This is a genomic window from Aquimarina sp. AU58 (genome assembly GCF_900312745.1).
Taxonomy (GTDB): domain Bacteria; phylum Bacteroidota; class Bacteroidia; order Flavobacteriales; family Flavobacteriaceae; genus Aquimarina; species Aquimarina spinulae.
Genome location: NZ_OMPD01000014.1, coordinates 2,813,254 through 2,830,222 on the forward strand (window position 1 = coordinate 2,813,254; position 16,969 = coordinate 2,830,222).

At 31.0% G+C, this 16,969-nt stretch carries 15 protein-coding genes; 13 read left to right on the forward strand and 2 right to left on the reverse strand.

The features are described 5' to 3' along the window. Nucleotides 1–20: 20 nt before the first annotated feature. The 7 genes from lpxD (DK441_RS23530) (at nt 21) to sucD (ending at nt 6,158) form a co-directional block, all read left to right on the forward strand. Entirely contained in the window at nt 21–1,049 is a 1,029-nt protein-coding gene (gene lpxD / locus DK441_RS23530) for a UDP-3-O-(3-hydroxymyristoyl)glucosamine N-acyltransferase (protein ID WP_025663697.1), read from the forward strand. Further along, nucleotides 1,042–2,445 carry a bifunctional UDP-3-O-[3-hydroxymyristoyl] N-acetylglucosamine deacetylase/3-hydroxyacyl-ACP dehydratase gene (locus DK441_RS23535; RefSeq protein ID WP_025663698.1) on the forward strand — a complete coding sequence of 468 codons (1,404 nt, stop codon included), beginning with the start codon at nt 1,042–1,044 and terminating at the stop codon, nt 2,443–2,445. The genes lpxD (DK441_RS23530) and DK441_RS23535 overlap by 8 nt, the downstream gene beginning before the upstream one ends. Before the next feature lie 12 nt (nt 2,446–2,457). Then, on the forward strand, nt 2,458–3,240 hold the full coding sequence (gene lpxA / locus DK441_RS23540) for an acyl-ACP--UDP-N-acetylglucosamine O-acyltransferase (RefSeq protein ID WP_024769297.1): 783 nt from the start codon (nt 2,458–2,460) through the stop codon (nt 3,238–3,240). A gap of 41 nt (nt 3,241–3,281) precedes the next feature. After that, nucleotides 3,282–3,848, forward strand: coding sequence for an elongation factor P (efp, locus tag DK441_RS23545; RefSeq protein WP_074406386.1), 567 nt, complete (start codon nt 3,282–3,284; stop codon nt 3,846–3,848). Nucleotides 3,849–3,871: 23 nt separating this feature from the next. Continuing rightward, entirely contained in the window at nt 3,872–4,810 is a 939-nt protein-coding gene (lpxD, locus tag DK441_RS23550; RefSeq protein ID WP_109853017.1) for a UDP-3-O-(3-hydroxymyristoyl)glucosamine N-acyltransferase, read from the forward strand. Next, on the forward strand, nt 4,803–5,210 hold the full coding sequence (locus tag DK441_RS23555) for a nuclear transport factor 2 family protein (protein ID WP_109853018.1): 408 nt from the start codon (nt 4,803–4,805) through the stop codon (nt 5,208–5,210). The genes lpxD (DK441_RS23550) and DK441_RS23555 overlap by 8 nt, the downstream gene beginning before the upstream one ends. Nucleotides 5,211–5,285: 75 nt before the next feature. Then, nucleotides 5,286–6,158, forward strand: a complete 873-nt coding sequence (gene sucD, locus DK441_RS23560) for a succinate--CoA ligase subunit alpha (protein ID WP_025663703.1) — start codon at nt 5,286–5,288, stop codon at nt 6,156–6,158. Nucleotides 6,159–6,241: 83 nt separating this feature from the next. Here sucD and DK441_RS23565 read toward each other — a convergent pair whose 3' ends face one another. Further along, nucleotides 6,242–7,039 (reverse strand): tol-pal system YbgF family protein, encoded by a 798-nt coding sequence (locus DK441_RS23565; protein ID WP_109853019.1) that lies wholly within the window; start codon nt 7,037–7,039, stop codon nt 6,242–6,244. Next, entirely contained in the window at nt 7,036–7,599 is a 564-nt protein-coding gene (locus tag DK441_RS23570; RefSeq protein ID WP_109853020.1) for an RNA polymerase sigma factor, read from the reverse strand. The genes DK441_RS23565 and DK441_RS23570 overlap by 4 nt, the downstream gene beginning before the upstream one ends. A gap of 163 nt (nt 7,600–7,762) precedes the next feature. Between DK441_RS23570 and DK441_RS23575 the strand changes: the two genes are divergently transcribed. From DK441_RS23575 to DK441_RS23600, 6 genes are all read left to right on the forward strand, one after another. Continuing rightward, nucleotides 7,763–8,107, forward strand: a complete 345-nt coding sequence (locus DK441_RS23575) for a hypothetical protein (RefSeq protein WP_160112255.1) — start codon at nt 7,763–7,765, stop codon at nt 8,105–8,107. Between the two features lie 2 nt (nt 8,108–8,109). Further along, a complete protein-coding gene (locus DK441_RS23580; protein ID WP_160112256.1) occupies nt 8,110–10,854 on the forward strand; it encodes a CHAT domain-containing protein in 2,745 nt (914 codons plus the stop codon). A 164-nt stretch (nt 10,855–11,018) separates the two neighbouring features. Next, nucleotides 11,019–11,534: a hypothetical protein gene (locus DK441_RS23585; RefSeq protein WP_109853023.1), complete on the forward strand. Its 516-nt coding sequence runs from the start codon at nt 11,019–11,021 to the stop codon at nt 11,532–11,534. A gap of 415 nt (nt 11,535–11,949) precedes the next feature. Next, complete coding sequence (locus DK441_RS23590; protein ID WP_109853024.1) at nt 11,950–12,759, forward strand: hypothetical protein; 810 nt, start codon at nt 11,950–11,952, stop codon at nt 12,757–12,759. Between the two features lie 225 nt (nt 12,760–12,984). Beyond that, nucleotides 12,985–13,581 (forward strand): hypothetical protein, encoded by a 597-nt coding sequence (locus DK441_RS23595; protein ID WP_109853025.1) that lies wholly within the window; start codon nt 12,985–12,987, stop codon nt 13,579–13,581. A 328-nt stretch (nt 13,582–13,909) separates the two neighbouring features. Next, nucleotides 13,910–16,891: a pitrilysin family protein gene (locus DK441_RS23600; RefSeq protein ID WP_109853026.1), complete on the forward strand. Its 2,982-nt coding sequence runs from the start codon at nt 13,910–13,912 to the stop codon at nt 16,889–16,891. Nucleotides 16,892–16,969: the final 78 nt, after the last annotated feature.

The following is a 16,969-nucleotide window of genomic DNA, read 5'->3' on the forward strand; positions in this document are numbered from 1 at the left end:
TTTTTTATACTTTTGCTAGAATGATTTTTACAGCCACACAAATTGCGGGTATTTTGAACGGGGAAATCGAGGGAGATGAAACCGTCGAAGTATCTAAACTAGCTAAAATTGAAGAAGGAACTAAAGGTTCATTGACCTTTTTGTCAAATCCTAAATACACCCAATATATCTATTCTACTGATGCATCAATAACTATAGTAGATAAAAACTTTGAGGCAGAGTCGACAATTAAAACAACTCTTATTAGAGTAGATGATGCATATAAAGCTTTTTCCCAACTGCTAGAGTATTATAATATGGTAAAGATGAATAAAGCAGGGATAGAACAACCGAGTTTTATTTCTGAAACAGCATCTTTTGGAGAAAATATTTATTTCGGAGCATTTTCGTACATAGGAGATAATGTGAAAATTGGTGAAAATGCTAAAATTTTTCCTAATGTATATATAGGAGATAATGTAACTATTGGTGATAATGTAATTGTTTTTGCCGGTGCAAAAATATATTCAGAGACCATAATCGGAAATAATTGTGTAATTCATAGTGGAGCAATAGTAGGAGCAGACGGTTTTGGATTTACACCTAACGAAAAAGGAGAATATAGTAAAGTACCTCAAACCGGTAATGTTATAATAGAAAATAATGTTGATGTAGGAGCAGGTACAACTATTGATAGAGCTACACTAGGATCTACAATCATACGTACAGGAGTAAAACTAGATAATCAAATACAAATTGCTCATAATGTAGAAATAGGAGAGCATACAGCAATTGCAGCTCAGACAGGAATTGCAGGATCTACCAAAATAGGTAAACATTGTCTTATTGGTGGGCAAGTTGGTATTGCAGGACATCTTGTTATAGGTAATAATGTGAAAATACAAGCACAATCAGGTATAGGAAGAAATATAAAAGACGGAGAAGCTATTCAGGGGTCCCCTGCTTTAGGATACTCTGACTTTAATAAATCTTATGTACATTTTAAAAATCTTCCCAAAATTGTGGATAGAGTATACAAACTAGAGAAAAAGATAAACAATAATGAGTGATATTGTCGTAGGAAAACAAAGAACCATTAAAAAGGAAATAAAGCTTACAGGTGTAGGCTTACACACTGGAAAAGAAGTAACGTTAACTTTTAAACCGGCACCAGAGAATCATGGCTATGCATTTTGCAGAATTGATCTTGAAGGCAATCCTATTATTGAAGCTGATGCTAACTATGTTGTAAATACACAACGAGGGACGAATTTAGAGAAAAACGGGGTTAGCATTCAGACATCAGAACATGTGCTTGCAGCTTGTGTTGGATTAGAAATCGATAATCTTTTGATAGAATTAAACGCATCAGAACCTCCGATTATGGATGGTTCTAGCAAGTTTTTTATTGAAGCTCTGGAGCAAGCTGGTATTGTAGAACAAGAATCAGAAAGAGAAGAGTATATCGTAAAAGATGTAATTTCTTATGTAGACGAAGAATCTGGTAGTGAAATTATTGTAATGCCATCTGATGAATATCAGGTGACTACAATGGTTGATTTTGGAACCAAAGTATTAGGAACTCAAAATGCTTCTTTAAAACGTCTGTCGGATTTTAAAAAGGAAATAGCAGATGCTAGAACCTTTAGCTTTCTACACGAATTAGAAATGCTGTTAGAACATGGCTTGATTAAAGGAGGAGATTTAAATAATGCTATAGTGTATGTGGATAAAGAATTAAGTCCAAGTACGATGGAGAAACTTAAAGTAGCATTTGGAAAAGAATCTATCGCTATAAAACCTAATGGTATTTTGGATAATTTAACATTACATTATCCAAACGAGGCTGCACGCCATAAATTATTAGATGTTATAGGAGATATTGCATTAATAGGAACAAGGATTAGAGGAAAAATCATAGCTAATAAACCTGGGCATTATGTGAATACCCAGTTTGCTAAAAAGCTTTCGAAGATTATAAAAATTGAAAAACGTAATAAAGTTCCTCAATTTGATCTTTCTAAAGAGCCTTTAATGGATATTAATAAGATAATGGGTATGCTTCCGCATAGACCTCCTTTCCTGTTAATAGACAGAATTTTAGAAATGTCTGATAAACATGTGGTCGGCCTTAAAAATGTAACTATGAATGAACCATTTTTTGTAGGACATTTTCCGGGTGCACCAGTAATGCCAGGAGTACTTCAGATTGAAGCGATGGCTCAGACAGGTGGTATTTTAGCATTGAGTACTGTACCCGATCCAGAAAATTACCTTACCTATTTTATGAAAATAGATAAAGTGAAATTCAAACAGCAAGTATTACCAGGCGATACCTTGATATTTAAATTAGAACTTATCACACCTATTCGTCGTGGTATTTGTCATATGCAGGCTTTTGCCTATGCTAATGGCAAATTAGTTACCGAAGCAGAACTTATGGCGCAAATTGTAAAATCAAAATAATCAATAAAATAGATGAATCAACCATTAGCATACGTTCATCCAGGAGCAAAAATTGCAAAAAATGTTGTAATAGAACCTTTTACAACCATACATAATAATGTGGTGATAGGAGAAGGAACCTGGATAGGTTCTAATGTTACTATTATGGAAGGAGCACGCATAGGAAAAAACTGTAGTATTTTTCCAGGAGCTGTTATTTCTGCTACTCCTCAGGATAAAAAATTTAATGATGAAGATACCATAACCGAAATTGGAGATAATACAACGATTCGAGAGTGTGTTACAATCAATAGAGGGACGACCGATAGAATGAAAACCAAAATTGGAAAAAATTGCTGGATTATGGCGTATTGCCATATCGCCCATGATTGTATTGTAGGTGATAATTGTATATTTTCTAATAATAGTACATTGGCTGGCCATATTAATGTTGGCGATTATGTTGTTTTGGCTGGTATGGCTGCGGTACAACAGTTTTGTAGTATTGGTAATCATGCATTTGTAACAGGAGGATCATTAGTACGTAAAGATGTACCTCCGTTTGTTAAAGCTGCCAGAGAACCTCTATCATATGTTGGGATTAATTCTATAGGTCTGCGCCGAAGAGGATTTACAACAGAAAAAATAAGAGAAGTACAGAATATATATCGAATTTTATATCAGCAGAACTATAACAACACTCAGGCAGTTGCAATTATCGAAGCAGAAATGGAAGCAACACCAGAACGTGATGAGGTTTTGGAGTTTATTAAAAACTCTCAGAGAGGAATCATGAAGGGATATTTTTCTAATTAAGTAATTCGATACAGATAATAATCATAAGAAATTAAAGAATAATGGCAAGTACTAGTGACATCAGAAATGGATTGTGTATCAAATACAATCACGATATCTATAAGATTATTGAATTTTTACACGTAAAACCTGGTAAAGGCCCCGCGTTTGTAAGAACAAAACTAAAAAGCGTGACTACAGGAAAAGTGATCGATAATACATTCTCTGCAGGTCATAAAATTGATGATGTACGAGTAGAAACACATAAGTTTCAGTATTTATATGCCGAAGGTGATACTTTTCATTTTATGAATACCGAGGATTACAATCAAATTACATTACAAAAATCTAGTTTGGATGCTCCTGGTCTATTAAAAGAAGGAGAAGTGGTTACTATTATTATTAATTCTGAAGATCAAATGCCTCTTTCTGTAGAAATGCCTGCAAGCGTTATTCTTGAAGTAACAGCTACAGAACCTGGTGTTAAAGGGAATACAGCTACCAATGCTACTAAACCAGCTACTGTAGAAACCGGAGCAGAGGTAATGGTACCTCTTTTTATCAATGAAGGAGATAAAATTAAAGTTGAAACAGAAAAAGGGACGTATAAAGAAAGAATAAAAGAATAACATTTTATATCCCAAATTTTATAATGAAATTTCCACAAACGCATACCTTACAGCAAATAGCTACTATTATATCGTCAGAGTATGTAGGGGACTCTAATTTCCCGGTTTTAGGGATGAATGAAATTCATGTAGTTTCTCCAGGAGATATAGTTTTTGTTGATCACCCAAAGTATTACGATAAAGCATTACAAAGTGCTGCAACAGTAATTTTGATTAATAAAGAAGTAGAATGCCCAGAAGGTAAGGCGCTCCTTATTTCTGATGATCCTTTTAGAGATTTCAACATACTTACAACATATTTTAAACCCTTTAAAAAAGCAGATTCCTTAATTTCAGAAACCGCTAAAATTGGTAAGAATACAATTATACAACCAGGTAGTTTTGTTGGAAATAATGTGAGTATTGGTGATAATTGTATTATTCATGCCAATGTAAGTATTTATGATAATACTAGTATTGGTAATAATGTTACTATACATGCAGGTACTATCTTAGGAACCGATGCTTTCTATTATCAGAAAAGACCTCACGGATTTGATAAATTAATTTCTGGAGGACGTGTAGTGATAGAGGATGATGTAGATTTAGGGTCGTCCTGTACAATAGATAAGGGAGTTACCGGGGATACTATTATAAAAGAAGGGACCAAAATAGATAACCAGGTACATGTTGGTCATGATACTGTAATAGGGAAAAAATGCTTGATTGCCTCTCAAGTAGGAATTTCGGGTTGTGTTGTTATTGAAGATGAAGTAACGATCTGGGGACAGGTTGGTATTACCAGCGCTATTACTATTGGTAGTAAAGCCATTATTTCTGCACAATCAGGAGTGAGTAAGTCATTAGAGGCTAATAAGAGTTATTTTGGTACTCCTGCAGATGAATTTAGAAAAAAATATAAGGAGATTGCGTCAATACGACAAATCCCTGATTTAATAGATAAATTGAAAAAAAATGAGTAAAACAGTTAAGGATATAGTACGATCTTTTTACCAAACAGATCTTATTCATAATACTGAAGCCTTTTCTGAGTATTTACATCCCGAAATTGAATTGTATTGGAATAGCAGTTTTGGGTTTAACAAGAAAAATTTTAATGATATTAAGACCATGTTTAATGAAATGGCATTGTCTTTTGAAGCTCTGAGATGTGAAATTAGTCACCTAATAGCCGAAGAAAATACAGTGACTATACGATATACATATTTTGTTCAAACTATCGAAGCACCAGATAAAGAAGAGCCTATAGCTCATTTTATTACAATTTGGGAACTTAAGAATGATAAATTATATAGAGGATATCAAATAAGTCAGCAAGGAGATAATGCTCCAGAAAGTATAATGTCATTTATTTCAAAATAATTAGTTTTTCATTTCAACCATAATTTTCAAAAGCTTACTTTTGGAGCTCTAAAAAAAATAAAAAATCATAACGCAATGAGTGTTTTAGTTAATAAAGATTCAAAAATTATTGTACAAGGGTTTACAGGTAGTGAAGGTACTTTTCATGCAGGTCAAATGATCGAGTACGGAACAAATGTTGTAGGAGGAGTTACTCCCGGAAAAGGAGGGCAAACTCATTTAGATAAACCCGTTTTTAATACCGTAGAAGATGCAGTTAGAGAAGTAGGTGCAGATACTACAATTATTTTTGTACCACCAGCTTTCGCCGCAGATGCAATTATGGAAGCTGCAGATGCAGGAATAAAAGTAATTATTACAATTACAGAAGGTATTCCCGTTGCAGATATGATTACCGCTTCAAACTATATTAGCGATAAAGGATGTAGACTTATTGGTCCAAATTGCCCAGGGGTAATTACTCCGGGAGAAGCAAAAGTTGGTATTATGCCAGGTTTTGTATTTAAAAAAGGTAATGTAGGTATTGTATCAAAATCAGGTACGTTAACCTATGAAGCAGCAGATCAAGTTGTAAAACAAGGACTTGGGATAACTACTGCTATAGGAATAGGTGGTGACCCAATTATTGGTACCACTACAAAAGAAGCAGTTGAACTATTGATCAATGATTCGGAAACAGATTGTGTGGTTATGATTGGTGAAATTGGAGGTCAATTAGAAGCAGATGCTGCAAAATGGATAAAAGAAAGTGGAACCTCTAAGCCTGTTGTAGGTTTTATTGCTGGTGAAACTGCACCTGCTGGACGTACCATGGGACACGCCGGAGCTATTGTTGGAGGTAGTGAAGATACTGCCGCTGCCAAAAAAGCAATTATGAGAGAATGTGGAATTCATGTAGTAGATTCTCCTGCAGAAATAGGTAAAAAAGTTGCCGAAGTACTCGGTTAGAAATTATATGATTAATCTCAAAAAATGAGATTAACTTATTGCTTATAAAAAAACTTATAATGAATTTTCATTATAAGTTTTTTTTATAACTTACTTAAAAGCTCTGATGCTTCTTTAAATTTATAATTACTTGAAGACTTTGTAATTTGGAGTAATATATTCTTTGCTTTTGATATGTCATTCTTTTTAAGAAATAATAAAGCTTTATACCATTTACCTTTAGGACTGTCTATAAACTTGTTTTCTATTAGTGTATTAAAACTAATTTCTGCCTTGTCAAATTGTCTTAGTTCCATTTGAGAAATTCCAGTATAAAGATATATGGTTGCTCTATTCTCTTGAGCATTAGAAAGCTCTTTTTCTAAAATATCCAACGATTGCTCATATTCTTTAGCTTCAAATAATTTTTGCGCTTTGATTAGTAATTTTTGTTCACTATTACCCCGATCTACTAAAGAAGGTAGTTCTGATAAATCTAAATAATATGCATATAGTTCATTAGGAGAAGTTTTAAAAGGAGAAAAAAGGGTAAGACCAATAATAACCAAAATAACTGCGATACCTGTGTATAAAAGCCAAGATTGGTTTCTTTTCTTTTGTTGTAGCTGATATTCAGAATTTACTATATGTAATGTATCTTTTAATGTTTGGGTTGATTCACTTCTAAATAATACTTCATACTCATCAATTTCAGAATGGTTGGTATTGCTACTAATACTCCATTCAGAATCATTCAAATTAAGAATGAGTTGTTTCTCAAAATTAACTTTTTCAAGAAAATCTTTATCACTTTCCATTCTTGACAAAACCAGATCTCTTTCTTTTTCTGTAAGTTTGTTATTTAGAAAATCCTGAATTAATATTTGTTCATCTATACTCATAGTTTTTTTAGAGAATTATAACGGTCATCGTTTTTGATTACTTCAGATAATTTTGCTTTACATTTAAAAACACGCTGTCTGGCAACGGTTTCAGAATTATACCCCATTGTTTTTACAATATCTTCATAAGAAGTATTATTAAAAAACAGGGTTAATATTTTTTTACAATTATCTGAGATTAAATTCAACTTTTCGGTGAATAATTCCCATCTTTTTTGTTCTAGAATTGATAATGCGAGATTACGTTCGGCAGGTACTAGTTCAATAATCTCACTATTTGTTACCCTGTTTTTTGAAATTTTTAATTCTCTACGCCATAAATTTTTACAAGAGGTAAATAAATAGGCTTCAAAACTACTCTTGATTTCAAATCTTTCTTTACGGTATCGAACGGTAATCTGCAACAAAGCCTTTTGAAAAATATCTTCGGCATCTTGTTGTTGTCCTTTATTTTGTAGAATAAATTTTCTAACTCTAGGAAATACCAGGTTATAGATGTTCATGATTCCTTTAGAATCATTATTAAGTAAACTGGTAAGGTGTTGTGTTTTTTCCGTCATCAAAAAATAGTGAATCTATTATGCGAAAATAATTTTTTTATCTTCGTTTGGGTAACAAAATTGATGTTTTGGTAACTGATAAGGTGAAATTAAATTAATTTATAAAATTATAGAGATGAAAAGAAGTTTTTTTTTAAATATAGTATTGATTATATGTGCACTTTTGTCTGTAATAAGTTGTACATACGATACTGATATTCCTTATAATGTTACTAAAGAAACAGATGTTAAGCAGGTACGTGCAGTTAGAACTATGGAAGTTTTAATTGAATATAGAAAAGGAATTTCGGAATATAATAAAGAAAAAATTCGTGGCAATTACATCCGTACCGGTCTGTTATTAAGTTGGGAAGAATGTGAAATAAAGGATAATGAAAATGTAGAGGTTTGGATAGTGAATCCCGAAATCTATTATGCAAAGGACCCTGCACCAATTACTGATAGTGATAAGGAAGATATGGAAAGATTGATAGAAAATGCTAATTGTAAAGATTATAAAGAGGATTAACATTGAAATCATCGTATAAATTTCTTTGGATTGGTTTCTTGTGTATAACGGTAAATAGTAATGCTCAGGATCTGTATAGATACTATGAATCCTTATGGAGTCGTAATGATATCACTATTTCTGGTGCACAAAAAGAAGTCGATAGTATTATAAAGATTTATGAAACTAAAGGAGAAATTTTGAACAGCATTAGAATTGCTCACGAATTTTCGAAAAAACTTTATAAAGAAGACTTATATGAAAAAGGAATTAAGTATGTAGAATATGAAATATCGTTATACAGAAAGATACATTTAAAAAATAGTAAGTATGCAAAAGCTCTATATAACTTAGGGCTTTTTTATGCTTTTATAGGGAATTTTGAAAAATCCATATTGTGTTATCAAGAAGTAGTAACTATTGATGTAGATGAATATACTACCGCTAAAGCCTTTTGTGAATTAGGAAAATATTATTTTAAAAAAGGAGATTTTTTTAGATCAAACGACTACTATTCTCGTGGGCTTTCGGAGTTAGAAAAATTTGATAAAAAAAAACTTTTGATTAAAAAGTATATTGATTATTCTCATGTTTTATATGAAATGCGGACTAAAAATAGTCTAGACCGAATGTTAGAAGTACTAAATAAAGCCAATCAACTTTTTAGCCTAATTTCTAATTATTCATTAAAGGATTATAATACCATAAATAATGATTACGTAAATTATTACAATACCGAAGAAAGATTAGATTTTTATAAAGCCCGATATTATTGTTCTAGAAATTTAAATAAAGCCATACAAAACAATGATTCTACTTTTATATATGCATCATATACTAATCTGGGAATTTTGTATACAGATGCTAAGGATCAAAAACAAAAGGACAGCGTTCTATTCTTTTTAAATAATGGATTAAAATATTCCCGAGGAAGAAAAGAGAAATCTATAGTATATCATCAATTCAGTAATTATTTTTTAGAAAATAAAAAGTATCAAAATGCACTTGATAATATCCAAAAATCTCTAATCGCTAGTACTCATTTAGATGGAGACATTAAAGCATTACCCAAGTTTAATAATTTAACAATTTCTGATAATAAGTATAATATTTTATTAGCCTTGATTCAGAAAGCAACGATTCTTATAAAATTATATGAGAAAGAAAATAATAGTAAGCATATTGAACTTGCTCTTTCCAATTTGTTATCAGCAGATAAATTAGTGGATATTTTACTCGATGTTAGCAAGGAAGAAAAATCAAGATTAAACTGGCGAAAAAAAGCTTCAGAAATTTATCTAAAGGGAATACTTGTTTGTGAAATTCTTGATGAAAAAGAAAAAGCCTTTTACTTTTCAGAAAAAAAGAAAGCATTACTTTTAACAGAAGATATCCTTAAGAATACTGATAAATGGCAATTACCAGGTGAAGTATTAGAACTAGAAAATGAGCTTAAAAAGCAGATTCTAGATCTAGAAAATTTAATTTCTTCTCAGAAAAATAGAGACAGTATTAAGAAATTAGAGTATAAGCGTTTTGAATTAAAACAACAATATCAGAAACAAGAAGACTCTTTACAAATAGTATTTCCAGATTATTACAAAGAGAAAGAAACGACTAGCATAATTGATTTAAAGAAAATTCAAGAAACTTTAGATAAAGACAGCGTTATCATATCTTATGTTAGTAATATGGATGATGATGATGATTCTTTTAGTGAATTGTATGCTGTTTTGGTTTCTAATACCAAAACAGAAATAATAAGAATAAGCGAATTAAAAGCTGTAGAAAAACTGATTAGAATATACAGAAATCAATTATCTAAACCTTTTGAGACAGAAGAAGATAGATTAAGATTTCAGGAAATAGCTTCCGAATTATATACTTTATTGATTCCAAAAGGTAAAATCTCAATGTCTTTAAATAAAAAACACCTCATTATAATTCCTGATGGTACTCTACAATATATTCCTTTTGAATCTTTAGTAGTTGATAAGAATACAAATCGATATCTTATAGAAGACAACGAAATAAGTTATGCATATTCTATGTCTTTTTTACAGCATAATGCTACGGTAAAGAGAAAGCCATCTATGGATTTAGTAGCCTTTGCCCCAGTAACTTTTGCACATAGTGATTTAGGTGATATTACCAATAGCATCAATGAGATTAATGCTATAGATGATTATATATCCTTAAGTAGTTACACAGAAAAGAAAGCATCTAAACAAAACTTTTTATCCAAAATAGAGAACCATAAAATAATCCACCTGGCTACGCATGCTAATTTTTCGGATAACCTTCAAATAGCATTTAATGATACTAGTTTAGAATATCATGAGTTATACACGTCCAGAAATCAAGCAGAATTAGTGGTGTTAAGTGCTTGTAATACGTCTTTAGGAAAAATAGCTAAAGGAGAGGGGGTTATGAGTTTGGCTAGAGGGTTTTTCTATGCAGGGACTAATACAGTGATTTCATCTCTATGGAATGCTAATGATAAATCTACAGCTCAGATAATGGAAAGCTTTTATAGTAATTTAGATAAGGGGCAAACTAAATCTAAAGCTTTGCATAATGCCAAAATTAAGTATATAAACTCCACTTCTTTATCAGACGCCTCTCCACATTATTGGGCAACATTTGTGTTAATTGGTGATTCAGAAACCAGATTATTTCCATTCAATAATCTCTTCTATGGGGTGATTTTATTCCTTTCTTCAGTATTGATAATCAGTGTTTTACTGTTTTTTATTAAAAAAAGATAATTTTTTTGGGTAACAAACTAATGATTATGGTCACAGGACAGCATAATTATTAAAAGAGGATCTTTTTTTCTTTTCTAATTATATAATAAAAATTCTTTCGCGAAGAATAGACATATACTGTGAGTGTCTTTAAATATTTGTAGTTAATTAAAATCAAAATTAAAATGAATTATAATAAAGTAAAAAAAATAAGTTTGTTAGCCTTAGTATTTTCAATTGGATTTATTTCTTGTGAGCAACAAGAAGATATTTCTAATGAACAAAACTATAAGATGAAAACTTCTGATTTAAATATTTATGATAAAGAGGTTGATTTAAGTCAATCAAAATTAAGTGTTTCTCAAATTGTTAAAGATTATGTGGGTGATGTACAGGTGTTTATTGAAGAGAACAATTTCAAATCAGTAAAGTACCAAATAGTGTTTAACAACGATAAAATAAAAATTTCTAATTTTGAAATTGTTACTACTATAGCTGATAAAAATGGTGAGTGGACGGCAATGGACGAAGCCTTTAGTTGCCCTGGTGGTCAAGATCTTGTTGACACATGTTGGTCACAAGATTGTGTCGAAGATGCTGTTGCTTCTCAAGCAGAGCATTTCTCGAATGGAGAAACAATATCGATACATCATACGGGGGTATTAGGAGGGGTCAAAGTTTGTTCTAACGTTCAGCCATAAATAACATACCATTGAACAATTATTCGATTGGTAAGTAATAATAAATTGGTATTGTTTTCTATAACTTCATACCATTAGATCAGATACTATTGAAAATAATGAATAAAAACAGCCATTCAATCCAGTGGCTGTTTTTATATTCTATGCTTACATCCTTTAGAAAAACTCTATTCCTGTTCGGTTTATAATCAATGTATTTTGTTGCTGTAAATCAGTGAGTTATAGTTTTTTTTATAAAAAAACAATTTCTTTGGGTAACAAAATACCGATTATGGTCACAGGACAGCGTAATTACTAAAAGAGTGTCACTTTTCTTTTTTAATTACATCATAAAAATTCTTTCGCGAAGAATAGACATAAACTATAAGTGTCTTTAAATGTTTATAGTGTTAATACAATTAAAATTATAATAAATATGTTACACAAATCAAAAATTATAATAACGTTACTTTTAGGTTTTTTACTGTTTTCTTGTACAGAAGAAAATAATACAGACTTACAAAAAAATGAAATAGAGAATGTTTTGGATAGCTCTAAAGATGCTTTGAAATATTGTAACGGATTAGAAGATTCAAAAAATCCATACAATTATATAGGCGAAATACATAATGAAATAGTTAACGCATTTGTTATAAATCATTCTAATGAAAAACTAGACGTTGATGAAATTGTTGCTGTTGTAGAAAATTTGGCGAATACTAATCAGAACTTTTTAAGAATTAAAGATGAAGAGTATACTCCTGTAGACTCATCAGTTATATTAAAAGGGGCTAATGATTTTGAAAATAATTTTCACACCGTCATAAATTCCCTGGATTTGTCTTCACAAGCAAAAGATAAATTAAAAATTGTAGTTGATTATCTATTCGATAAAGCATATTCAAGTAGAGAACCTAATCTAGAAGATGTTCAGAAAAATTTAATAAAATTCGAAAATGATATCCTAAGTAACAAAGGTTTCGATGAATTGGAAAAAAGAACAATTTTATCGGCCATTTCTACAGCAAGATATTCTACGTGTTATTGGTATAATTATTATGGTGCTATAAAAGTAGCTGATAATTCTATTACAAAGAAAAGAAAATGGTGGCAGTGGCTTATAGTTGGTGTTGCAGATGTCGGAGGTGCTATCGCTGGTAGTGCGGGAGGACCAGCTACTGCTGTGACAACGGGAGCATCAGCAAGTACTACTGCTTATAACTTAACGAATCCAAGAAATAAATAAAGAGTTTTGGTTTTGTTGGTAATGACATGACCTCATTTTAGTATAGCGTGAGTTCGAATTGTGAAAATTAATGGTTTTCAAAAATTATTTATAAATAAAACTCATGCTATGAAGTGATTTAAACTTTTTGAAACCATTTGAAAAAAGTTTAAATCACTTCTATATTAAAAATTTAAATATAGTAAAACAAACCGCGATAATTTTAATTTGTATTTATAAATAAATATGAAGTTTTCTTTAATTAATATATCTGCTTTTTTTCTAATTACTTTTATGTTATTTAGTTGCGATAATATAAGTTATGATGGGTGTATATATATAGTATCACGAAATTCAAAAAGTAAAGAAGGAGATTTAGTTTTAAAATATAATTCTACTTCTAATAATATTTCACACATTGGTATTGCACTAAGTAAAGGTGTTGATGCATATGTGTATAATGTTAGTTATGATAGTATTAATAGTTTTGGTTCTTCATTAATAAAAGAAAAGTTAGATCTTTTTTGGTCTTCTCCAAATAAAGAAGATAATAGAATATGGTCATTACCAGTTAGTAAGGAAGATTTCAAAAAAGCAAAAACATACATACGCAAGCTAGAAAACGAAAAAATCTCTTTTGATTTTAACTCTAAAACAGACCTAGGGTTGTATTGCTCAGAATTCGTTCTCAATGTTTTACTTTATGCTAATGATAAAAAATTTCAGGTAAAACCTATTAGTAAAAAATTAAAAGGTTACGAAAGGTTAATAACCAATGAAGAATACTTATCTTATTATCCAGCAGATTTTTTTCTTGAATATTTAAAAATAAAAGAATTGTGAAAAATCTATTTAACGATTTTTCTCTTCCTTGCATTACATATATCTTCAATACCAGTATTTCCTTTTTTTAAAATCCTACAATGTAATCTAATTGAACTGCAGAAGCCTTTTGAAAAACCTTTCTTTTATTGAATACTTGGTATACTTGTATCAAGGCAGTTTACTACCTATAATTTACTCTTCTTATATAATTCTATTCCTGTTAAAATATTCTTAATATTTGTAACATTGATAATAACTACACGTATTATAGTACATTAATTATAAACTAACTCATATAATCAACTCTGGTGTGTTACAAAACACCATAAAACAATTAAAATAACATATGAAATTAATTAAAACGGTTTTGTTATTGCTGTCAGTCATTTGTCTTAGCAATTGTAAAAAATCATCATCAGAAACGAATGTTTCGCAAGAAATTAAAGTCGAACAACATACCGACACAGCAGGCTTCAACTATGAAACTGTTACTAACGATCCAACAGGGTTAAGATTATATACCTTGGAGAATGGCTTAAAAGTATATTTAGCTAAAAATGAAGAAGAACCAAAAATTCAAACCTTTATAGCTGTACGAGCTGGTTCAAATTATGACCCTAAAGAAGCTACAGGGCTTGCTCATTATTTAGAGCATATGGTTTTTAAAGGTACTGATGAGATAGGTACTCAGGATTTTGAAAAAGAAAAAGTATTACTACAACAGATTTCTGATTTATATGAACAACATAAGGCAGAAACAGATGCAGATAAAAAGAAGGAGATATACAAGAAGATTGATGAAGTTTCTTTCGAAGCCTCAAAAATATCTATATCTAATGAATATGATAAAATGATTAGTTCTTTAGGAGCAGAAGGAACCAATGCGCATACATGGTTTGAAGAGACTGTATATAAAAACAAAATCCCGGCTAATGAACTAGATAAATGGCTTAATGTAGAAAGTGAGCGATTTAGTCAACTGGTATTGCGTTTGTTTCATACAGAGCTAGAAGCTGTTTATGAAGAATTTAATAGAGGACAGGATAGCGATGGGTGGAAATCATATGCTGCAATGCTAGAAGGGTTGTTTCCCAATCACCCATATGGGCAACAAAAAACAATAGGAACCTCTGAGCATCTTAAGAACCCTTCAATGGTAGCGATACATAATTATTTTGACAAGTATTATGTTCCTAATAATATGGCTATGGTATTGGTTGGAGATATTGATTTTGATCAAACTATACAGAAAGTAAACAAAGCTTTTGGTGGTTTTGAGAAGAAAGAAGTCGTTCACCCTGTACTACCAAAAGAAGACCCAATAACCAGTCCGGTGATTAAAGAAGTATTTGGACCTACTGCAGAATCTGTCTCTGTGGCATTTCGTTCTGCTGCTATTGGTACAAAAGAAGAAAAACTACTCACATTAGCAGATATGTTATTGGCTAATGGTAATGCGGGCCTAATTGATTTGAACTTAAATCAAAAACAAGTAGTTCAAAATGCAGGTTGTTCACCTACATTTTTAAATGATTACGGGTACCACCAATTTTATGGATCACCAAAAGCAGATCAGACTCTGGATGAAGTGAAAGATTTATTGCTTTCTCAAATTGATAAATTGAAAAAAGGAGAGTTTGATGATTGGATGATCTCTGCCGTAGTTAATGATTTAAAACTTAGCCAAACAAGAGAATATGAAAATAATACTGCATTAGCTTCGGCATATTATAATGCATTTATTCATAGAGAGGATTGGAAAGATAAAGTAGAATTCTTAAATGAACTTAAAAAAGTTTCTAAACAAGAATTAGTAGATTTTGCAAATTCTTTTTACAAGGATAATTATGTAGTCGTATATAAGCGTAAAGGAGAAGATAAAAATATTACCAAAGTAGAAAATCCTGGTATTACACCTGTAGAGTTAAACAGAGATAAACAATCAGAATTTATCAAGGCATTTACTCAGCAAGAAACTCCTGCTTTAACACCTAAGTATATTGATTATAAATCGGCAATTAAAGAAACTAAAACCGATAGCGAATTAAAAGTATCTTATATTGATAATCCTAATAATGATTTATTTAATCTTAGTATCATTTTTGATATGGGAAGAGATAATGATCGTAAAGTTTCTCTGGCAACAGGATATCTGGATTATTTAGGTACAGATAAATACTCTCCCGAAGAGTTAAAGAAAGAGTTCTATAAATTAGGGATTGATTATTATGTAAATGCAGGTTCTGATAAAACGTATGTTGGTATTTCTGGATTAAAAGAAAACCTTGATGCAGGCTTGGCTTTATTAGAACATTTATGGACTAATGCGGTTCCTAACCAGGAAACATATGCAAAATACGTAGATCAGATCGCAAAAGGACGTCAGGATGCGAAAACGCAAAAAGGAAACATTTTGTGGAATGGATTGATGAGTTATGGTATGTATGGTGATAATTCTCCTTTACGTAATATCTATACAATAGGAGAGTTACAGGCTGTTAATCCACAGGAATTAGTAGATAAAATTAAAGAGCTTCGTAATTTTAAACAACGTATATTTTATTATGGTAAAGATGTAGATGCAGCAATAGCCTCTATAAACAAAAATCATAAGATTCAAGGTGAATTGTTAGACTATCCAGAAGAAGTTAAATACGTCCAAAAAGAAACCGGAGGTAATGTGTACTTTGTTGATTATGATATGGTACAGAGTGAAATGATATTTTTGGCAAAAGGATCAGAGTTTGATTCTGGTAAAATGGCAGCTTCAAGATTGTTTAATACATACTTTGGGAGTGGCTTATCGTCTATAGTATTTCAAGAAATAAGAGAGTCAAAATCACTGGCATATTCTGCATTTTCGGCATATTCAACAGCATCAGAAAAAGGAGATTCTAATTATGTATATGCATACATAGGTACCCAGGCAAATAAAATGCCTCAGGCGGTAGATGCAATGATGGATTTAATGACTAATATGCCAGAGGCAGAAGAACAGTTTAACGCCGCAAAAGAAGCAACATTAAAGAAAATTGCTGCTCAGCGTATAACCAAATCTAATATTTTCTGGACTTATGAGGGGTTAAAGAAAAGAGGAATCGATAATGATAACCGAGAAGAGATGTATAATACTATTAAAGATATGACTCTAGATGATCTTAAATCTTTCTTTAATGAAAATATAAAAGGAGAAACCTATAACGTACTTGTAGTTGGTAATAAAAAAGATGTAAATATGGAGGCGTTATCCAAATTAGGTGTAGTTAAAGAAATGGATATTGATTATCTTTTCAATTATGAGAAGAAAAATGAAGATATAAAACTGTAAAATCAGATAAACGATTATTAATTTATAAACCCTGTGAGAAATCACAGGGTTTATTGCTGTTGACCTGTTTGTAATTCT